Consider the following 21,548-nt stretch of genomic DNA (forward strand, 5'->3'; position numbering starts at 1 on the left):
GTCCAGCCGCTTTTATTCCGCGCGTAAACTTTTCACCGGATTAGCCATGGCTGCTTTGGCTGCCTGATAGCTCACCGTCGCCAACGCTATCAGCAAAGCACCCGCTCCTGTTACCGCAAAAATCTCCCATACGATGGTGGTATGGTAATAATACTGCATCAACCATTTATGCAAACAATACCAGGCTACCGGGATAGCGAGACAGCAGGAGATGCTTACCAATATGACAAAGTCTTTGGATAACATCTGCCATAACTGGAATACAGATGCTCCCAACGCTTTGCGGATACCTATTTCTTTGGTTCGTTGTTCTGCTAAAAAAGAAGCCAGCCCAAATAACCCGAGGCAGCTGATCATAATGGCCAGCACCGCAAAGAAAGTAGACAACTGCCCGATACGTTCTTCTTCGCTGAATTTTTTGGCATATTCCTGGTCGGCAAATTTGTATTCAAAAGGAGCAGCAGGATTATACTTTTTCATCACCTGTTCAATGGCTGCCAAAGCCTTCGTGGTGCTCATTTGCGGATTAACCCGCATATTAATAAAATTACCCCCTTCTTTCAGCAGATAATAAATGCCCGGACGCACCGGCTCATAAGGAGACGTCATGATCATATTTTTCACCACCCCCAGTACGTGATAGTCCATACTATCTTTCCTGATAATTTCGCCCACCGGATTTTCCAGTCCCATATATTTTGCGGCAGCTTCATTTAATATCAGCCCCATCGAGTCTGTTGCAAACTGTTCCGAAAAATCACGACCAGCTACAAAGCGCCAGTCTACCACTTTGCCGTAGCCGAACTTTGCGCCAATAACAGAAAATCCCTGCTGCTGGTCCGGCTTGCGCCCCTTCCACTCAAATCCGCCGGCACTGGACCATATGTCGGTTACAGGTCCCTGCGACTCAGACATTTCTGTGATAGCGCCGGTGCTCCGCAATTCAGTACGGATAATATTATAGTTGCTATAGATTTCCGGTGTTGTCATTTGTATAGAAAGCAAACCGTTCCGGGTATATCCAACAGGCAAATCCTTTGCAAACTGTATTTGCCGGTAGATGACAATGGTGCCGATAATCAAAATAATAGATACCGTGAATTGTACTACTATCAATGTTTTGCGGGGAACAGCCGCCAAACGGCCTACACGGAAAGTTCCTTTCAACACTTTCAACGGCTGAAAAGAAGACAAATAAAGCGCAGGATAGCTGCCTGCCAGCAAACCGGTAAAGAGGCTGAAACCAATACCACATAACCAGAAACCAGGACTGCTCCACATGATACCAATGTGTTTATCAGCCACCTGGTTAAACCAGGGCAATACTATTAACACCAGCAATAAAGACAATACGAAAGAAAAGCCAGCCACCAATACAGATTCACTTAAAAACTGCGAGATCAGCTGTCTGCGCATAGATCCAATGGCTTTGCGGATACCCACTTCTTTGGCGCGTTTTTCTGAGCGGGCAGTACTCAGGTTCATAAAATTGATGCAGGCCAGCAACAGTACAAATATGCCGATGATACCAAACAATCTCACATAACGGATTTGTCCGCCTGTATTCACCCCATTTTCAAAGGTGGAATAGAGATGCCACTTACTCATCGGATGTAAAAAAAGAGCTACCTTAAAACCCGGCTCCGGCTTGGCATGTATGGTTTTAACATCCTTTATCTTCCCGGAAACTTTATCGAGATCTGTATTATCTGCCAGCTGTACAAAAATCCGCATCGAATTAAGAGACCAGTTGTCTTTTGAATTCTTCACCCAATCCCATTTGGAAACAAACAGCTCCCAGGGGATAATATAGTTCATGCCTGCTAACGTGGTGTTATCCGGTAAATCCTCGTATACACCAGTTACCTTGATATTCAACTGACTGTTATTATCCAGTTTGATCAACTGATCCATCGGGTCTTTATCTCCAAAGAGAGATCTTGCAAAAGAAGCTGACAACAGCACACTCCCTGGTTCTTTCAGGGCTGCCTGGCTGCCTTTCAATATTTTCAGGGAAAACAGTGCGGGGCCGCCACTTTCCATAAAAGCCCCCATGCTGGTAAACTTCTTATCCCCAAATGATACCGTATGTGTACCGAGAGAGGCGAGTACTACCTGCTTAAAGTCATTGGCATAAGAGGATCTCAGTTCTGCTGCCAGAGGTATGGGCATGGCGTTATAGGCATCCGATTGCTCACCTGTTGTTTCCCGCTGCCAGACCTGGGCAATCCGGTCGTAATGCACATGGTATTTATCGTAAGACAGTTCATTCCATATCCAGAGTCCTATCAGCATAGTAACGGCCATGCCGGCAGATAAACCGAAGATGTTGATAAATGAAATTCCTTTGTTCTTAAACAGATTCCTGATGGCAATTTTCAGGTAGTTCTTTACCATGGCAACTGGATTTAGAGATGGATATGGTAAAGACACAAGAAAATTGCCATAGTTGCATGGCCGGCCTGGTAAAGGTTTACCTGCCGCCTGTTATGGCCGTTTGTTCATAAGTGAACAGGAAACGACCGGAAATGAACAATCAGGATACAAGTTCCGTGAGCTCCTCAGCAATCATATCAAAGGTATGTTCTCCGATTCCGTCCCTGGTCAGGTGAATTATTTTTTCCCGGCCGTTGTATAAGTCGATGTAAGGAATAAATCTTTTGCCTTCTTTGCCGGTTTTATACCTGACGTCTATGAGCGGAATATGTTGTGTTTTTTCTTTAGTGAATAAGGTAACAGTGGTGATCTCCATTACCTGTAACTGGTAATCGAAACAGATCCACACCAGCATTTTATCAAGTACTGTTTTCACTAAAAAGTAAACCGCCAGCAACCCAAAGCAGGTCCAGGTAATTACATCGTCATTAAATTTACGGGCCCCAAGAAAGCCCGCCACTCCCAGTACAAGGAACAGCAAAGCAAAAAAACCTGCCAGTCTGGTTATTCTTTCGGAAGGGCTCCGTAGTTTTTCATTGTACAGTTTCTGTGATACTTTAATCATATAGGATAGATAACCATTAAATACGATCTTATTCCGGTTGCTGTATAATCACGCACACGTCTTCACTGTCTCTGAGGGCAAACTCCAGGGCGCCCCAGGGTTGCGGGCGAACTTCCGGTAAATTAGGGTGCAGCAGTTCCGGATGAGCTGCTTTTACCTGTGCATAAGCGGCTTCAATATCATCTGTTTCCAGTCGTATTTCAGGCCGGTCTTTAATCGCCCATTCATGGCTTTCTATCAGGTGAATCACCAGGGTATCCCGTTTGATGATGCAGAAAGGCTGTTCTCCGCTATCATCCCTGTAAGCGATTATAAAACCAAGTGTGTCTACAAAAAGTTGCAAACCCACATTCATATCCGAATAAAATATATTTGGGATCAGTTTGGTAAATTGCATACACTCAATTTTTATAGAAAAGTAAATAATAATTCATCAATTCAGTAGCTTTGAAACCATGAAAGATTATAAAAAACATTTTATACTGTCTGCTCCGCCGGAAGAAGTATACGCCGCCCTCACCAATCCCGCTACTATTCAGCTGTGGACAGGTGAAGTAGCAGAAATGTCTACAGAACCCGGTTCTGAGTTTGCTTTATGGGAAGCAAGTATTGTAGGCAAAAACCTGGAATTTGAGCAGGACAAGAAAATTGTGCAGCAATGGTATTTCGGGGAAGATGAAGAAGAGGAAGCAGAAAATCCTTCTATTGTTACCATTAAACTGCATCCTTCACCCAAAGGCACCGATGTGGAATTAAAGCATACTAATATTCCGGACGAGGCTTATGAAGATATTACTTCCGGCTGGAATGAACAGTATTTTGGATCACTGATAGATTTTTATAAAGAATAAAGCAGAAGGCATAAAGCAAAAAGCTATTGCAGCGGATATTTAATCGCTACAATAGCTTTTTGCTTTATGCCTTCTGCTTTATGCTATCCTTTCACCTGGTAAGGGAAACTACTATCCAACCATTCGAAATTCATTTCCTTCTCTACGATTTCGTGTAAGGCTACATTGGTGAGCCTTCCAAAATCATATACCGCCTCAATGATCTGCGCCTGATGGGGTGTAAGATAGGGAGCATGGGTACGCAGAAAATTCGCGCAATTCTCCTTCATATTACCGTGAACTATCAGGGATGGATATTTAGGATCCAGGTCTGTTACCGCTTCCAGCATTTGAAGAAATATAAAGTCCTGCAGGTTTTTAGCCAGTATACAGGCTTCATTCACGTCATGAAATACCTGTACGATGGGCACATCTTCGCCATCCTGTAAATTGAAGTAAAACGCGAACCAGTCGCCGGCACCGCTCATCGCAAAAGGAACAAACTTATGAACAGGATCGGCAAACAGCAGTCCTTCATCCATTTCTTCATCCACAGTTGTCAGCGCCATCATTTCAAGATCGTTGGCATAGAGCAGTAAGGGCGGAGCTGTTTTTATTGCTGGATATACCTTGTCCAGCCAGTCTTCACCAAACTCTCCCCAGTCCAGCATTCCATCTTTATATAATTGTTTATAGAGCGTTGGATAGGTAAATCCGTAGTCTTTTTCAAGTTCCTCCAGCATAGTTTTTCTTTTAGCATCCCGAATGTACCGGCAAAATAGCTAAACTTTCGGAAATACGCGTTCGTTCTGGCGCGTAAGCGGGTTCATGATAAAGGAGAGAAGGCTGCCATCTTCCTTTAATTCCACTACGCGAAAGCCGTGATAGCCTACGCCCCAGCTACCGCCAATATGTCCGTCGAAGAGGAATGGTATTTTGGAGTCATCCAGCATTTTCACACTATCCTGGTCATGGTCATGTCCGTTAAAGATGGCCCTGATATTCGGGTATTTTTTAATCAGCGCCTGGAATTCGGTGCAATCCAGCCCGTTGTCAGTCCATTTTACCGGGGTGATATGTAGGAAGATGAATATATTGGTGGCATCCTTGTATTGCTCCAGTTTACTGGCAAACCAGGGCACATCGGGGCATAGGTACTTCCCTTTCTCATCTGCCGTGTTTCCCAGCAAAATCACCTGCTTTCCTACTACCACGTCGTGATTCAGGGGATAGCCCCAGGCTTGTTCCCAGGCGGCAGCCGTTACCATGTCATGATTACCATGGGTAACAAACAGCTGAGGATGCAATTGCTTTAATTTGGCGGCAGCAGGCAAGAGCAGGGCGGGATCATTGTGGATAATGTCTCCGTTGAGCACAAAAAATTCGCAGGGATACTGTTGCTGGTACTGATTAAAAGCATGTTGCAGGTCCTGGAAATACTGCTCCGACGGCGTTTTGGGTTCTCCAAAATGCCAGTCAGACCCTACCGCAAAGCGGAAAATGGTTTTGCTGTCGAAATGCCTGGGAGTAACGGCGGATACTATTTTACCACAGGCAGATATGACTACGGCAGCGGATATTCCCTTAAAAAATGCACGTCTGTTCATCATAAAATAAAAATAATATTTCCCGGCAGTCAATTATTTAATTACCAGATGCTTAACCAAAATATAAAATTATATATACTTCTCCATGCATTCAAAACTTTCAATCCGTTCAGAAAGAATTGTAATAGTATTGTTAAAGTGTAGCAAACGAGCAATTTAATCACCCTGCATAATTGTTTTGATTGTAACTTTGCACCTCGAATAAAAATGGGGTTATGTTTAGAAGCAAGAGTACAGCTGGAACAGGTCCGGATGTGGTTTTAATCGGCGCCGGAATTATGAGCGCCACACTGGGAATGCTCCTGAAAGAGCTGGAACCTGAGTTAACCATTGCAATTTTTGAACGACTGGATGTGGCTGCAGCAKAGAGTTCCGACGCATGGAACAATGCCGGTACCGGTCACTCTGCATTTTGCGAGTTGAACTACACGCCACAGAAACAGGATGGATCAGTAGACATTAAAAAAGCGGTGAACATTGCAGAGCAATTTGAAGTGTCCCGTCAATTCTGGTCCTACCTGGTAGAAAATAACATCATTTCCAATCCGCACAACTTTATACAAAGTATTCCCCACATGAGTTTTGTTTGGGGAGAAGAAAATGTGGATTATCTCAAAAAAAGATACAAAGCCCTGCAGCAGTGTCATCTTTTCAAAACCATGGAGTATTCGGAAGATCCCGAAAAGCTGAATAGCTGGATGCCCCTGGTGATGAAAGGTCGTGATGCGACTCAAAAAGTGGCGGCTACCCATATGGAAATGGGTACAGACGTAAACTTCGGTGCTTTGAGCCGCGCCCTGTTTAACCACCTGGAAAAACTGGATGGCGTATCCCTTCACTTCAATCATGACGTACGTGATTTCAAAAAAGAAGCGGATGGCAGCTGGGTGATCAAGGTGAAAAACCGTGAAACCCGCGAAAAGCAAAGCGTCAAAACAAAATTCGTATTTATTGGTGCAGGTGGCGGTTCTCTGCCTTTACTGGAAAAGTCAGACATTCCGGAAGGAAAAGGTTTTGGCGGTTTCCCCGTAAGCGGACAATGGCTGCGTTGCAACAATCCGGAAATAATTGAACAACACCGTGCAAAAGTATATGGCAAAGCCTCTGTAGGTGCGCCTCCTATGTCGGTGCCTCACCTCGATACCCGTATGATCGACGGACAAAAAGCCCTGTTGTTTGGACCGTATGCCGGGTTCTCCACCAAGTTCCTGAAAAACGGTTCTTTCATGGACCTGCCTTTATCTATCAAAGCCAATAACATACGCCCTATGGTGTCTGCCGGCCTGGATAATATTCCGCTGACCAAATATCTGATTGCACAGGTAAGACAGAAGCCGGAAGACAGATTGGAAGCCCTGCGTGAGTATTTCCCGGAAGCTAAGATGGAAGACTGGGAACTGGAAATTGCCGGACAACGTGTACAGGTGATTAAAAAAGATCCTGAACATGGTGGCATCCTGGAATTCGGAACAGAAGTGGTGAGTGCAGCTGATGGCTCCATTGCTGCGCTGCTGGGAGCATCTCCTGGTGCATCTACTGCCGTTTCTATCATGCTCAACCTGCTGAAACGCTGCTTCAAGGAAGAAGTGGAAACTGAAGCATGGCAGATCAAACTGAAAAAAATGATCCCTTCCTACGGACAGTCCCTGCTGAACAACCCTGCACTGGTAGATGAACTGCGTGTATGGACCACCCAGATGCTGGAACTGCGTGAAGTAGAAATGGCCTGACGATAAGTATATTTATGTAGATATTTTGTTTTTGAAGCACAAATCTTCCCAAACAAAATATCTACATAAAAAAATATTAGCTTCTGGTAAAATCAGTCCATTCTGGTCCGTTTTTTTTATAGACATTAGTAGGTAATTAGGAAGATAAGAGCGCCCTGCGCTTATTTTTTACCCGTATCATGCAAACGATTGCATAATATGCAACATCCACATTATGTTTATGAAAAAAGGGATTCTGTTCCTGGTGGCGCTGCTGATTCCGGCATCCATCCTATTCGCACAAAATACACTGACCCATGATCAGCGCATGCAATGGTGGCGCGATGCCCGTTTCGGCATGTTCATTCACTGGGGCGACTATGCCCAGCTGGCCGGCAACTACAAAGGACAACAGGTAGCCCGCGGTGGCGAATGGATTATGAACCGCGCCAAAATACCCGTTACTGAATATCAACAGTTTGCCAAACAATTTAACCCTGTTAAATATGATGCAGACGCCTGGGTGAAAACAGCGAAGGATGCAGGTATGAAATACATTGTAATCACAGCCAAACACCACGACGGATTTGCCATGTTTAAATCCAACGCCAGCAAATGGAATATCGCAGATGCCACCCCATACGGCAAAGATGTGCTGAAACCACTGGCAGCTGCCTGCAAAAAATATGGTATTAAACTGGGCTTCTACTACTCACAGGCACAGGACTGGAATAACCCCGGTGGGGCTGTTGCCCGCAAAGTAGCAACTGAAGGCTGGCCTAATCCGGATTCCGCACAAATAGATGCTTATACACAAGCACACAGCGGTCATTGGGATCCACTGCAAACCAGTGCTACCATGTCCGATTACATTGATAAAGTAGCAGTACCACAGGTAAAAGAACTGCTGACCAACTACGGCGAAGTAGCCGTATTATGGTGGGATACCCCTACCAATATGACAGATGAATATGCACAAAAGCTGCAGGATGTACTCGCACTCCAACCCAATATCATCACCAACGACCGCCTGAAACGCCCCAACTTTGCCGGCGACTATAAAACACCGGAACAAAAAATCCCTAACCAATCAGAACTGGACGGACGTGACTGGGAAACCTGCATGACCATGAATGGCACCTGGGGATATAAAAGTTTCGATAATAAATGGAAAAGCACGGAAACGCTTATACGTAACCTGGTAGACATCGCCTCCAAAAACGGTAACTACCTGCTGAACGTAGGCCCCGATGGCAGCGGTCAATTCCCCGAAGGCAGTCTCACTGCCCTTAAAGGTATAGGCCAGTGGATGAAGGTAAATGGAGAAGCCATTTATGCCACACAAGGCAGCCCGCTCCCCACTTTAGACTGGGGCCGTTGCACCCAGAAGAAAAATGGTAACAATACCACGCTATACCTGCATGTGTTCAACTGGCCTGCCAATGGCCAATTGCATGTACCTGGCGTAAAAGGAAAAGTAAATAGTGCGAAGTTGCTCGCAAACGGTAAAAAGCTCATCACTACCACCGGTACCGATGATCTGCTGATCAACCTGCCTGCACAGGCGCCTGATGCTATATCTACCGTCATAAAACTGGAAATTTCTAATGCCGGATAATTAAAACAGCCGTTGGCTGTTAGTGTTTCAGATGAACTATGCTATCTGAAACTACTAACAGTCAACGGCTAATTATAAAAAGCTATCCCGCCAATCCTCCCAGCATACTGAATAAAATAATCCCCAGCACGATCAACGTGATCACCACATACAGGTAATCTTTCTCTATCAGGAATGCTATAACAGAAAAGGCTATACGAATAATAGGGGTGGCAATCAATAATACCACTCCCAGCTGAATAATATTCATCCCTCTGTTTTCCATCACGCCCTGCCAGATGCCCGGCAGATTCGTCAATCCTTCCCGCACCCCGGTAAAATCGCTATAGGAGGGCTGTTCGTGCCCATGACGGATCAGGTAAATGACACCACCAATAAATACAATGATGCTGGAAGCAATAACGCCCACGCGTAATTGTTTTCCTATCAGCTGCTGAATATCCTTGTCCCGGAAATAATTTGAAAGTTGTTTCATCGTTTATAATTTTCCGGTAACACCATTATAGATCATTTGCAGCGCCAGGAAACCGATTACTACGCTAAAGACTATACGCAACCACTTCACATTGGCGCGGGTCAGCAATTTAGAGCCGGCAAAAGCTCCGGCCAGCACGCCCAGTACCACCGGCATACATAATCCGGGAGAGATGTACCCCCGCTGCAGATACACGACCGCACTGGCAGCTGCTGTTACCCCAATCATAAAGTTGCTGGTGGTTGTAGATACTTTAAATGGAATGCGCATGATGTTATCCATGGCCAGTACTTTTAATGCGCCGGAACCAATACCCAGCAGGCCCGACATCACGCCGGCAAAAGTCATCATGAAATAACCGCCCGGCACATGATGTACCTCGTAGTTAACTGTTCCTTCTGCGGTGGGGTAGCTACTGTTAAGCCGCAGCTGTGCCGCCAGTTTACTCTGTTGTTCCCCGGTAGGTACGGCTATCTTTTTTCGGAAAGACATCAGCGAGGAGAAAATGAGTACCAGCCCAAAAATAATCGCTACCACATTGGTAGGCATGTATACCGCTATCAGCGCCCCCACCACAGCACCTGTGGTAGTGGCAATTTCGAGGAACATGCCTAACCGGATGTTGGTAATTCCTTCTTTTACATAAGCCGAAGCCGATCCGGAAGAAGTGGCAATAGAAGCCACTAACGCAGTACCAATGGCATAGCGGATGTCTGCATGAAATACAAGGGTTAGCAAGGGTATGATCACTACGCCGCCCCCTAAACCGGTCAGCGACCCCAGCAGTCCAGCCATAAAGGCCCCCCATAGGAGGATCAGGGTGAATGATAAAATCGTCATAAGATGGTTTGGTTGGTTTAGATCAGTCATTCCGGAATTACAGTACTCACTGAATAGCTGATGATTACAAAAGTAAGGAGAATATGATTCTCGCAATCCGGCAATCTATAAGTAACTTGCACCCTGACAATTAATCGAATTTTTATGATAAAGGTGGGTGAATACAACCAGTTAAGGGTAAAAAAGGAAGCTGACTTTGGTGTATACCTGGAAGGAGTAGATCAGGAAATCCTGCTCCCTACAAGGTTTGTACCGGCAGGTACACGGGTGGGCGATGAGCTCGAAGTGTTCCTGTATCATGATTCTGAAAACCGCCTTATTGCCACCACCCAGCGTCCTTTCGGTATTGTAGGGGATATTGTACTGCTGAAAACCGTGAGCGTCACCAAACAAGGTGCATTTCTCGACTGGGGACTCATGAAAGACCTTTTTGTTGCCACTTCTCAGCAATTGACCCGTATGGCACCAGGGCAGGAATACCTGGTGAAAATATACATCGATGAGCAAACCGGTCGCCTCGCTGCCACCGAAAAGCTGGATAGGTTCCTCAGCAATGAAAACCTCACCGTAAAAGAAAAAGATCCCGTAGACCTGGTCATCTATCGCCGTACCGACATCGGTTTTGTTGCCATCATCAACAATCTGCACACCGGAATCCTGCACCACAACGAAATTTTCCGTTCCCTGGAAATTGGTGACAAAATGAAAGGCTTTATCCGTCAGATCAAAGAAGATAAAATAGACCTCATCATCGGCAAGCCGGGATTTGAAAGGGTAGAAGATGAAGCAGAGAAAGTGCTGCGGCTCCTGCAGGAAAATGATGGCTACCTGCCATACCATGATAAATCATCTCCGGAAGAAATCCAGGAGTTCTTTGGTATGAGTAAGAAAACATTTAAAATGACCATCGGCAACCTGTACAAACAACGCAAAATCATCTTTACACAAACAGGTATTAAGGCAGAAGAAAATATATAAACCTATTTATAAAGCAAGAACGGCGGCCCGCATAAGGTCGCCGTTTTTTTATGACTGTTTTTCTTCTATCGGGAAACTAATCAGGAAACTGGTACCTTCTCCCAAAGCACTGTCTACTGTAATGCTGCCATGATGCTGTAGAATAATATTCTGGGTGGCAGTAAGTCCAAGCCCTGTACCTTTCGTTTTATTGGTAAAAAACGGTTCAAATAATTTAGCCAGGTTCTGCTCAGAGATACCACTACCGTTGTCGGATATACGAATAAATACACGTTCTGCGTTTTGCCAGGAATGAATACCCAGGCGGCCTTCGCCCACCTTCATGGCTTCAATACCATTAATAATAATATTCAGAAATGCAATAAGGATTTTGTCTTCATCCGCCAGGATCTTACAATCCGGCTCGCAGAGTTCCTTTACCACGGAAATGTTATTCAGTTGCAACCGGTCGGCCGCCAGGTGCAATGCCTTTTCCACGAGTATATTCAGCCCCATTGGCAGCATGTTTAACTCAGACATGCGGGTAGACTGTAACAGCTCTGTTACCAGGTGATTAATACGATGACAGTTGCGTTCCATGATATCCAGGTACAACTGTGCATCTTCGGTTTCGGCCAGCGGTTCCATTTTAATCTGGGAAACGGCCAGTAAAATATTCGTGAGCGGATTGCGTACTTCGTGGGCTATTAAGCGGGCTATACGACCCGTTATCGCAAACTTTTCCTGTTGCTGTTTCTCCCGTTCCTTGCGTTTACGGGCAGTAATATCCTGGATGATACATAAATACAACTGTTTTTTCTCATCCAGCAAAGATGCATTGATCATTACATCCAGCTGCTGGCCTGATTTTCCGCGGAAAACATATTCCTTTTGCACCACCCCCTCCTCAGAACAAATCTGTTCCAGAAAATCCTTAATCACCAGTTCTTCCGCAAACAAACCCTGGAGATGGCTGTTGTACAGCTCCTCTTCATTATAGTTCAACACCTGAAGGGCAGCAGGATTGGCGGCCACAATTTTATGCTCACAGTCTGCCAGCAGAATAAGATCATTGGATTTTTCGAAAATGCTGAAGTAGCGTTTTTCACTTTTTTCAATAGCGAGGAGATGATTAAACTTATCCAGGGTGTAACGAATGGCTCTTTCCAGCAAGGCGGCATTGATTTCGCTTTTCACGAGATAATCTGCCGCACCGGCCTGCATAGCTTCCTTATCGATGTGATAATCCCCTTTTCCGGTGAACAGGATCACCGGGGCTTTATATCCCAGATTGCGGAAATGATGCAACACATCAATCCCTGTATACGCTCCCAGGCGGTAATCTACCAGGTAAAGATCATGCGAACGTGCTTCTATTGCCAGCAACCCCTCTTTATAGGAAGATACCCATTGCAGTACATATTGATCCGGTGAAATATCCTGTAGCAAAGAATTTACAAGGAAAAAATCATCTTCATCGTCATCAATCATCAGGATATGCTTCTTACCAATTGTTGCCATAAGTACCGAAAAAGTTCACCGATATTAACCAATAATCATGCAGTAAAAAAATCAGGTATCTATATGCGCATCGGTATCTTTTAATACCACATTTCTACGGGGCAGGAACCAGGCCGGAATCAGGGTTACCAACAATATGATCAGGGAAATATGAAATCCTTCCCGTAACGCCAGGTGATGCGCAGGCATGTTGGCCATGCCTGTCAATACATGCTTGTTATAGGCTGCCTGCGTAATAATGGCCAGTACTGCAATACCAATGGCACCGCCCACCTGCTGCATCAGCGTACTGATGGAAGAGGCCATCGTTACCTCGCTGGGCCTTACCGCACTCAGGGTAGCGGCATTCAACGGCGCGAGTAATAGTCCCATACCTAGTCCCCGCACTACCATCGCAGTAATGACTCCGCTGATACTGCTTCCCCGGTCCAGTATGGAAAACAGGTACATAGAAACGGCCAGCAGGGTGATGCCCAGGATAGAAATCTCCCTGGAGCCATGTTTATCGGACCAACGGCCCGCAAAAGGCATCAATGCTGCCATAAAAACGGAATTGGGCAATATGAGCAACCCGGATATCCCTTCAGAAAACCCCATTTGTTCCTGTAGCAGGAAAGGCATCAGAAAGAGGCCACCAAACAAGGCGGCAGACCTGGAAATAGTGACGAGGATACAACTCACAAAAGAGTAATTGGTAAACAGTGCCAGGTCCATAATGGGATCCTTTTTCTGTTTGTCTATCCATATAAAAAATGCAAATGCCAGCAGCGACACTCCCAGTGTAGCCAGTATTTCAGGAGAAGTAATTCCCACCACTTCCGCTCTGGCAATGCCATACTGCAAACATACCAGGAAGATGGTGAGGGCTACAAAACCGGTCAGGTCAAAGGGTAGCTTGAGCTTGGGCTGTTTACGCAATACGCCCAGGTATCGGAAAGCCAGGGCTACCGTTATTATACCAATAGGAAGATTAATATAAAAGATAGAAGGCCAGCCGAATTTCTCCGTAAGAATCCCCCCCAAAGTAGGTCCTAACGCAGGCCCGACGAGATTACCCAGGCCCCACCAACCTAATACAGTGCCGCGCACCCTGGCTGGAAATACATAAGAAATAATGGCCATGGACGTGGGTGCCATAGCACCACCTCCCAGTGCCTGGACCACCCGTGCGGTTAGCAGGGAATCCAGGTTGGTAGACAAAGCGCACATCAGCGAGCCTAATGTAAAAAGGGAGATGGCGCCGATATAAAGATTAAAAAAACCTATCCTGTTTTTCAGCCAGTTGGTCAATGGCATTAACACAGAAAAACTAAGCATGTATACTGTAATCACCCATTCTATTTCCGACAGCGTACAGTTAAACTGCTTGCTCATAACGGGAAGGGATATATTTACAATACTGGAATCTATTCCGGCCATGGTAGTGCCCATAATAACCACTATCAGGATACCGGTCCGGTTGATATCTCTCATACTCGGTCTTTCATCATAAAGATCAGTTGTGCTTTAGCCACAAAAGGATTCAATGGGTTACAATTGATCATAAACAGGTAAGTCGCCAGTTCTGATAATTGCCAGTCCGTGGTTAGTTCACCGTCTTTAAAACAAAATACCTTCTTGAAATTAAAGTCCACCGGGATATTCAATGCTGCACAGGCATGCATTGCCCTGTCCAATGGCTCCTGTTCCATTCCGGACTGGCCATAGCCCAGTTCCTGCATGATTTCACTGGCGGTATATAGCAGCTTTGGGTTGTTCAGCTGTGAAATCCGCTCAGTAGATATGACTTCTTCCAGGTAATCAAAAAGTTTAAGCATCGCCATTCTCATTTAATTGTGAAAGTTGCTGAAACAGTTCTTTTTCCTTTTCGGAAAGGTTTTTTGGTATATGTACCATTGCTTTGATATATAGATCTCCCGCCGTTCCGCTGTTATCGTAGGCAGGCATTCCTTTACCCTTTAAACGAAATACTTTACCACTGTCTGTGCCTGCCGGAATATTCATATTCAGGTCGGCACCGGGTGTATATACAATCGTTTTGCCACCCAATACAGCGGTATACAAAGGCAAGGCCAGATCCGTATAAATATCCTGTCCTTTCAGTTCAAATTTAGGATGTGGCGCCAGATGAATACTGATCAGCAGATCACCGTTTTCTCCGCCTTTGCGGCCGGGATTACCTTTCCCTTTCAACCGGATCACCTGACCTTCATATAAACCGGGCTTCAGCTTAATGTTCAGTCGGCTGCCATTTACTTCTACCTGCCGGGTAGCACCGGTATAAGCATCTTCCAGCGACACTTCCATAGTAGCCTGTACATCCCGGCCGCGACCGGGCCCCTGTTGTTGCCGGCGACCACCACCGCCACCGGAAAAGCGGCTACCAAAAAGTTGTTCAAAGAAATCAGAGAAATTACCCTCGCCACCGCCAAACATATCATCCATATTGCCACTGCTATAGGAACGCGTGCGGCCCTGCCCGCCGCCACCGCCATATTGCGACCAGTCATAATCTTCCGGGCGGCCCCCATGCTGTTCGTAATACTTATAATTTTCCCCGAACTGATCATATTTCTTACGCTTCTCTACGTCGCTCAACACTTCATAGGCTTCATTAATCTCTTTAAATTTATCCTCAGCGGCTTTATTATCGGGATTCTTATCCGGATGATACTTTACCGCCAGTTTACGGTAGGCCTTCTTAATCTGCTCAGCTGTTGCCGCTTTCTCGACTCCCAGTACCTTATAATAATCCTTGACATCCATAGCTCTAAAACATGTTAATGTGATAACTTGTTTTATGAATTTACGAATTAACCTTGAAAAATAATTGGTGAACAGCCACCGGAACTCCCGGTACTGTTCACCAAATTTGCCATACAGAGATGATAATTATTTTCCTACATACACATTGGCTTCCAGCTTATCGGAAATATATTTGATCGCCTGCTGGGCACGTACGCTATTACCAGCTTTATCCAGCGGAGGAGAAAAAACAGCAACCGCAAACCTGCCGGGCACTACGGATATAATACCGCCCCCAACACCGCTTTTACTGGGTAACCCTACCTTAAACATCCAGTCACCCGTAGTTTCATACAATCCTGTTGTCCCCATAATCGCCAATACTTTGGGAACATATTTTTCGCGGATCAACCGTTCTTTGGTGATAGGATTCACACCGCCATTTGCCAGCGTACCCGCCATAATACCCAGATCCCGGGTATTTACGCCATAAGAACATTGTCTGGTATAAAAATCACAGGCATATATAGGATCATCATACATATATCCATATGATTTCAGCAACATGGCAATAGCCTGATTATGCTGATTGGTAGCGGCTTCTGATTTATACAGCTCATCCAGCACGGTTAGATTACGACCGGCAAACCTGGCGAAATAAGCATTCACCTTATCCCAGGCATCCGCATGACCGAAGTGACTGGTGAGTAAGCTGGAAGTAGCCATGGCGCCCGCATTTACCAGGGGATTTGACGGTTTTTGTCCATTCAGTTCTATGGCCGGCACGGAGTTAAAAGGCAAACCCGTTTGATCAGCGCCCACTTTTTGCAGGATGACGGAATCGCCCACAATTTCCATCGCCATACAAAGTGTAAATACTTTTTCTATCGACTCAATACCAAATTCAAACTTTGTTTCTCCTACCTGGTATACCTGTCCTTCTGTGGTCACCAGCACAATGCCATACATGTCGGAATCTACTTTGTCCAGGTAAGGAATATAATCTGCATTCTTCCCGCCTTTTTCATTTTTATATAAATTAAATGCCTCGTTAATGACAGCATTATAATCAACTGTTTTTGCACGCTTCTGGGAATAAGCATCTGTAACACCCAGTGTCAGCAGCATGATTAATCCAATTATAATTTTCATGGTGTATGATTTTATGCAGATGATCAGAATTTGAAAAACGCACTGAACTGCGCACGGACATCTTCCCCGGAGGTATTATCCCTGTTCTCCCTTTTTCCATACAATACTTCTCCTGCTATTTTAAAGAAAGTGGTGAAGTAATAAGTGGTATTGAAAGACGCATAGTGTGTGGCTTTAATGGCCGCATCGGGTAATGCCAGATCCGGGGTATTCAGGCGAAGATAGCCATATCCGATAGTAGATCCCAGACTTTTGGTCCAGAAGTGATCAAAGTACAACCAGGTGGCGAGCATATTGATTTGTTTGATGCTCTTATCATTCGTGCCTGCGAACCCATCGTACCCTTGTCCACTGATATCTTCACTGTATTTCGCATAGCCGCTACCGTAGGCAAACTGGAATTTCACGTCATCATTTTTATCCAGATCAATATTACCGGACAGGTTAAAAGCCCCACCTATATTGGTTTTGTTGTCTTTGTCTGCGTTTTTGTAATCCATCGGATGCATCAAACCGGATAAGCGTACATGACTGCCATTATTTTTGCCAAAATTTTTTTGAAAAGCGGCCGTTACATCTGGAAAGTTCGTTCTGCTTTTCCACGTATCCGGTATGGACAAATCTCCTCCCGGCTGTTCTGCAGATACAGAAAATTTCATGGAAGTACTGATCTGTTGTGTAAACCGTAACTGTATCTGTCGCGTCCATACATAGGAGTTAGGTCCCCAGTAGTCCATGATGTTAGGCCAGTTATCATCATCCATGAAGTTGCTCCAGTATTGTCCGAAGGTCCATTTGCCGTGCTGTATATAAGCATGGCGCAGCCTGGGTGCGCCGGAAAGACTACCCCATAGATCAAATTCGAGTACTGCTTTTAATGCGCGTCCTTTTCCATCGGGCGCCCCAAAAGCCGTAAATGCAAAGCGTGATTGGCGAACTGTAAAGGCAGTGTTGCCTTCTGTAACCGTAGGTACCGTAATCGTAGAAGGCTGCATCGCATGTATGTTGCTTATTTGCATAAAGTCATGGATGTAGTCTGCCTGCACGTAGCCACTGAACTGCAACCGGATGCCTTTTACATCGGTGAACAGGAAGCCCTGATACTTTCCACCTTCAATCATATTACGGGTCAGGCCTTTACCGTTTTCTGTAGTATCCTTTTGCGCCAGGGTATGCAAAGATGCCGCAGACATACATATAACGCAAACGAATACACGCAAATAACGGGTAGATTTTGCTATCACGATATATCTCATTTATGATGAATAGTTTTCACTGCGGATTTAAGTCATCAGTATCACAATCACTACCCCCCAGATGATCAGCAGCGTATTTCCTACTGCATATGTGATAGTATATCCCAGCGAAGGAAGGTTACTCTGTACCTCATCCTGTATAGCAGAAAGCGCCGCAGTAGTTGTTCTGGCGCCGGCGGTACATCCCAGGATCAATGCAGGATGAAATTTAAAAATATATTTAGCCATTAACACTCCAGCAATCAACGGAATGCTCGTTGCTGCAATACCAACTAAAAACAATCCCCAGCCCACTTCTTTAAAACCAGCCACAAAGCTGGGTCCGGCGGTAATACCCACCACAGCAATAAAGGTATTAAGCCCCACATTATTCATCACCCACAAGGCTGGTTCAGGAATTCTGCCAAAGGCCGGATGCCGGGAACGTAACCAGCCAAACACCAGCCCCATGATCAACGCACCACCACTGGTACTTAAGCTGAGCGGCACTCCTCCCACACGGATACTCATCGCACCAATCAAACCACCCAATACAATACCCAGCCCCACAAAAATCATATCTGTTTTGTCGGTAGGAATATCCGCGTAACCAATATGTGCGACCGCTCTGTCCATATCTCTTTTATATCCCACCAACTGTATATTATCGCCTCTTTCCAACACCGCTTCAGGATATACGGGCATCGCGATACCCGCACGCCGTATACTTTGTACCGGTATACCATGCATATAATCCATTGCACGTAGCTCCCTGATCGTTTTGCCAATCGCTTCTTTATTAATCACAAATACCATTACATTCTCCACCGGAAAATTCAGCAGGTCTACGTCTATCATTTCTTTACCAATATTTTCTTCTTCGCCCAGGATAAACTCTCTGCGGCCACTGAGTACAATTTCATCACCGGCTCTAATCACGTATTCAGGAGTGGGGTCCTTTATTTTCTTATCAGCCGCCTGACGTATACGTTCTACAAACAACCGGTGTTCACGCCCCATTAATTCATCTTCCAGTTGCTTTACAGACTTCCCCGCAGCAATAGATTTTTCGCTGATGAGATAAGCCCTGAAGGTGACAGCAATAAATGCGGAGCGCATACCCGGGTCCTGGGTGGGATCTCCGGCGCCCATTGTTTTTTCCAGCTCTTTGCAGGCTGCTCTTACTTTGTCAATACCACCCAGCATCATAGGCGCCACGCTTGATAGCAACCATGCAGAACCAGCGGTACCAAAAATATAAGTCACCGCATAACAAACCGGCATTGCATTTATCATCAACTGTTTCTGATCAGGGGAAAGGTTTACCTGGTTAATGGTATCTGCAGCCACACCCATTACAGCAGATATGGTTTGTGAACCGGCAATCAAACCGGCCGCCTGTCCTACGTTATAGCCCATCAGGATAGATAATAACCAGGGAGCGATCAGGCATACCACGCACATGAGCACTGCAAACAATACCTGCGGTAATCCATCTTTTTTGAGGCCACGGAAAAACTGCGGACCTACGGCATACCCTACAGCAAACAGGAACATCAGGAAAAAAACTGATTTCACGTTGGCAGATACCTGTATATCCATCTGCCCCACAAGTACCCCCATCAGCAACACACCGGTTACGGATCCTAACGAAAATTTACCGAGCTTGATACTGCCTATAAAATAACCTGCTGCCAATGTAAGAAACACCGCTAACTCAGGATACTCCTGGAATGTATGATGTAACCAGTTCATTTATATCTGTATTATAAGAAGAAGAAAATGGTCATAATTTAGGTCGTAATAGGTAACACAGGTCATTCACCATTTGTTCAGTGAAATTCAATTTATATAGCGTCCGCGCTATTTTTCTGTTGGTACCTGAACAAGTGTTCCATCCCGTTGTTAGACATCAAAAGAATTTCTAACAATTAAGCCCATATTGTTATGCCATTATTCACCAAGAAAAAAGAGAATGAAAATTCCCGTTTAGGGTTGTATGCATCTGCAGACAGCAGGGAAAGCATTCCTAAATATAAGATACCCGGCGAGGCGCAGGACATGCGTACGGTGTATCACCTGGTACATGATGAATTAATGCTGGATGGCAATTCCAGGATGAACCTCGCTACTTTTTGTCAGACGTGGCTGGACGAATATGTACATAAATTAATGGATGAATGCCTGGATAAAAACATGATCGACAAGGATGAATATCCGCAGACTGCCGAGATTGAAGACAGGTGTGTACATATCTTAGCTGATTTGTTTAATGCTCCGGAAAGTGCCAGCACTATGGGTTGCAGCACTACAGGATCCAGCGAAGCAGCTATGTTGGGCGGCCTCGCATTGAAATGGCAATGGCGTAAAAGAAGAGAGAAAGAAGGAAAATCTACTGATAAACCTAATCTTATTTGTGGTGCGGTACAGGTGTGCTGGCATAAGTTCGCCAGATATTTTGATGTAGAACTACGTGAAGTAGGAATGGAACATGGCCGTTATAATTTAACACCGGAAAAAGTACTGGAACTGGTAGATGAAAATACGATTGGTGTAGTACCTACTTTCGGTGTTACATTCACGCTGATGTATGAGCCGGTATTAGACATTGCGAAGGCACTGGATAAACTGCAGCAGGAAAAGGGCTGGGACATCCCTATCCATGTGGATGCTGCCAGTGGCGCTTTTATATCACCATTTGTTTCGCCGGACCTGGTGTGGGATTTCCGTATTCCACGTGTAAAATCCATTAATGCATCTGGTCATAAATATGGGCTGAGTCCATTAGGTGTGGGCTGGGTTATCTGGCGCGAAAAGGAAGATCTGCCGGAAGAATTGATTTTCCGGGTAGATTATCTGGGTGGCGATATGCCTACTTTTGCGTTGAATTTTTCGAGACCAGGTGGACAAATAGTAGCACAATACTATAATCTTCTGCGTCATGGCAGAGAGGGATATAAAAAGTTACAACAAGCTTGTCTGGACCATGCTTCCTACATAGCGGAAGCCATAGAAAAACTAGGGCATTTCGATATCCTCTACAATGGTAAAGGAGGATTGCCGGGCGCCTGCTGGACATTAAAGCCGGGCGATCATGGATTTACGCTCTATGACATTACTGATAAAATCCGCTCACGTGGTTGGCAGATCGCATCCTATCCTCTCACCGGTGATGCACGGGACATAGTGGTGCAACGTGTATTAATACGTCATGGGTTTAGCCGGGATATGGCAGATATGCTTATCCAGGATTACACCCGTTGTGTAAAATACTTCGAAGAAAATCCGGTAAGAAAACCGCTGACACAGAAAGAAGGTGGTGGCTTCCATCATTAATCAGCACTAAGGAATCCGGAAGATGTTTCCAGGATATCATACGTGTGCAGCAACGCCTGCACTTCCGCTGTCATATTCGCCAGGGTGCATATTTCAGCGGGAGTTACCAGCATCATTACATGATCAGCTGGCAGGGGCAAACAAATCATCTTTTCATTTTCTGTTGAATAACAATGGTCATCCGCCAGTCGGGTGACCATCTTTTTGAAGCACTCAAACTCTGTAATATCAAGGTTAACAACCGTGGTACCAAAAGCGAGCTGAATTCCTTTACAATGGGGGCAACGGATAACATATCCTGCCGAACCGTGATACAATGTCTGGTAATTACACATGGGCCTATGGGTTTGTGCCTCCAGCGGCCACGTAACGGCCGCTGTCAGGACTTAATTCATCACTCTTAACTATCTATCTGAATATTGTGGTGCAAACAACGGATGTACTCTATGTTTAGCTATAAATTACTCCGGGGTATTATTTACATGGCACAAAAGTAAAGCAGGAAAAATGATGACAATGCTC

General features: G+C 45.2%; 20 protein-coding genes. 5 read left to right on the plus strand and 15 right to left on the minus strand.

Annotated elements, in window-relative coordinates; translation table 11 throughout:
- Nucleotides 1-12: 12 nt before the first annotated feature.
- The 3 genes from AC1DCV_RS10570 to AC1DCV_RS10580 form a co-directional block, all read right to left on the minus strand.
- Nucleotides 13-2,397: an ABC transporter permease gene (locus AC1DCV_RS10570; protein WP_477023150.1), complete on the minus strand. Its 2,385-nt coding sequence runs from the start codon at nt 2,395-2,397 to the stop codon at nt 13-15.
- 139 nt (nt 2,398-2,536) lie between these two features.
- Complete coding sequence (locus AC1DCV_RS10575) at nt 2,537-3,001, minus strand: hypothetical protein (RefSeq protein WP_477023151.1); 465 nt, start codon at nt 2,999-3,001, stop codon at nt 2,537-2,539.
- Between the two features lie 28 nt (nt 3,002-3,029).
- Nucleotides 3,030-3,398, minus strand: a complete 369-nt coding sequence (locus tag AC1DCV_RS10580; protein WP_441573462.1) for a VOC family protein — start codon at nt 3,396-3,398, stop codon at nt 3,030-3,032.
- A gap of 58 nt (nt 3,399-3,456) precedes the next feature.
- Here AC1DCV_RS10580 and AC1DCV_RS10585 point away from each other — a divergent pair, with 58 nt between their 5' ends.
- A complete protein-coding gene (locus AC1DCV_RS10585; protein ID WP_477023152.1) occupies nt 3,457-3,852 on the plus strand; it encodes an SRPBCC domain-containing protein in 396 nt (131 codons plus the stop codon).
- Between the two features lie 83 nt (nt 3,853-3,935).
- Here the strand turns inward: AC1DCV_RS10585 and AC1DCV_RS10590 are convergent, their stop codons facing one another.
- Complete coding sequence (locus tag AC1DCV_RS10590; protein WP_477023153.1) at nt 3,936-4,574, minus strand: SMI1/KNR4 family protein; 639 nt, start codon at nt 4,572-4,574, stop codon at nt 3,936-3,938.
- Between the two features lie 39 nt (nt 4,575-4,613).
- Entirely contained in the window at nt 4,614-5,441 is an 828-nt protein-coding gene (locus tag AC1DCV_RS10595) for a metallophosphoesterase family protein (RefSeq protein ID WP_477023154.1), read from the minus strand.
- Between the two features lie 212 nt (nt 5,442-5,653).
- Here AC1DCV_RS10595 and AC1DCV_RS10600 point away from each other — a divergent pair, with 212 nt between their 5' ends.
- Complete coding sequence (locus AC1DCV_RS10600; RefSeq protein ID WP_477023155.1) at nt 5,654-7,168, plus strand: malate:quinone oxidoreductase; 1,515 nt, start codon at nt 5,654-5,656, stop codon at nt 7,166-7,168.
- A 220-nt stretch (nt 7,169-7,388) separates the two neighbouring features.
- The gene (locus AC1DCV_RS10605; protein ID WP_477023156.1) at nt 7,389-8,765 is read left to right on the plus strand and encodes an alpha-L-fucosidase; all 1,377 of its coding nucleotides are present in this window, start codon (nt 7,389-7,391) and stop codon (nt 8,763-8,765) included.
- 82 nt (nt 8,766-8,847) lie between these two features.
- Here AC1DCV_RS10605 and AC1DCV_RS10610 read toward each other — a convergent pair whose 3' ends face one another.
- Nucleotides 8,848-9,240: a DUF1634 domain-containing protein gene (locus tag AC1DCV_RS10610; RefSeq protein WP_477023157.1), complete on the minus strand. Its 393-nt coding sequence runs from the start codon at nt 9,238-9,240 to the stop codon at nt 8,848-8,850.
- Nucleotides 9,241-9,243: 3 nt separating this feature from the next.
- Nucleotides 9,244-10,080 carry a sulfite exporter TauE/SafE family protein gene (locus AC1DCV_RS10615; RefSeq protein ID WP_477023158.1) on the minus strand — a complete coding sequence of 279 codons (837 nt, stop codon included), beginning with the start codon at nt 10,078-10,080 and terminating at the stop codon, nt 9,244-9,246.
- A gap of 144 nt (nt 10,081-10,224) precedes the next feature.
- Here AC1DCV_RS10615 and AC1DCV_RS10620 point away from each other — a divergent pair, with 144 nt between their 5' ends.
- Nucleotides 10,225-11,058 carry a CvfB family protein gene (locus AC1DCV_RS10620; protein WP_441573454.1) on the plus strand — a complete coding sequence of 278 codons (834 nt, stop codon included), beginning with the start codon at nt 10,225-10,227 and terminating at the stop codon, nt 11,056-11,058.
- Nucleotides 11,059-11,106: 48 nt separating this feature from the next.
- Here the strand turns inward: AC1DCV_RS10620 and AC1DCV_RS10625 are convergent, their stop codons facing one another.
- From AC1DCV_RS10625 to aspT, 7 genes are all read right to left on the minus strand, one after another.
- On the minus strand, nt 11,107-12,558 hold the full coding sequence (locus AC1DCV_RS10625; protein ID WP_477023159.1) for a two-component system sensor histidine kinase NtrB: 1,452 nt from the start codon (nt 12,556-12,558) through the stop codon (nt 11,107-11,109).
- A gap of 51 nt (nt 12,559-12,609) precedes the next feature.
- Nucleotides 12,610-14,031, minus strand: a complete 1,422-nt coding sequence (locus AC1DCV_RS10630) for a DHA2 family efflux MFS transporter permease subunit (protein WP_477023160.1) — start codon at nt 14,029-14,031, stop codon at nt 12,610-12,612.
- Nucleotides 14,028-14,375, minus strand: a complete 348-nt coding sequence (locus AC1DCV_RS10635; protein ID WP_477023161.1) for a hypothetical protein — start codon at nt 14,373-14,375, stop codon at nt 14,028-14,030. Before AC1DCV_RS10635 ends, AC1DCV_RS10630 begins: the two co-directional genes overlap by 4 nt.
- Nucleotides 14,368-15,324: a DnaJ C-terminal domain-containing protein gene (locus AC1DCV_RS10640; protein ID WP_477023162.1), complete on the minus strand. Its 957-nt coding sequence runs from the start codon at nt 15,322-15,324 to the stop codon at nt 14,368-14,370. The genes AC1DCV_RS10635 and AC1DCV_RS10640 overlap by 8 nt, the downstream gene beginning before the upstream one ends.
- Before the next feature lie 126 nt (nt 15,325-15,450).
- Nucleotides 15,451-16,455 carry a glutaminase A gene (gene glsA, locus AC1DCV_RS10645; RefSeq protein ID WP_477023163.1) on the minus strand — a complete coding sequence of 335 codons (1,005 nt, stop codon included), beginning with the start codon at nt 16,453-16,455 and terminating at the stop codon, nt 15,451-15,453.
- A gap of 23 nt (nt 16,456-16,478) precedes the next feature.
- The gene (locus AC1DCV_RS10650) at nt 16,479-17,711 is read right to left on the minus strand and encodes a DcaP family trimeric outer membrane transporter (protein ID WP_477023164.1); all 1,233 of its coding nucleotides are present in this window, start codon (nt 17,709-17,711) and stop codon (nt 16,479-16,481) included.
- A 27-nt stretch (nt 17,712-17,738) separates the two neighbouring features.
- A complete protein-coding gene (gene aspT / locus AC1DCV_RS10655) occupies nt 17,739-19,445 on the minus strand; it encodes an aspartate-alanine antiporter (protein WP_477023165.1) in 1,707 nt (568 codons plus the stop codon).
- 192 nt (nt 19,446-19,637) lie between these two features.
- On the opposite strand from aspT, the gene gad reads away from it, so the two are divergent.
- Nucleotides 19,638-21,026, plus strand: a complete 1,389-nt coding sequence (gad, locus tag AC1DCV_RS10660; protein WP_441573446.1) for a glutamate decarboxylase — start codon at nt 19,638-19,640, stop codon at nt 21,024-21,026.
- Here gad and AC1DCV_RS10665 read toward each other — a convergent pair.
- Complete coding sequence (locus AC1DCV_RS10665; RefSeq protein ID WP_477023166.1) at nt 21,023-21,361, minus strand: DUF6686 family protein; 339 nt, start codon at nt 21,359-21,361, stop codon at nt 21,023-21,025. The genes gad and AC1DCV_RS10665 overlap by 4 nt on opposite strands.
- Nucleotides 21,362-21,548 lie beyond the last annotated feature (187 nt).

The sequence above is a fragment of the Chitinophaga sp. 10T418 genome (genome assembly GCF_056394125.1).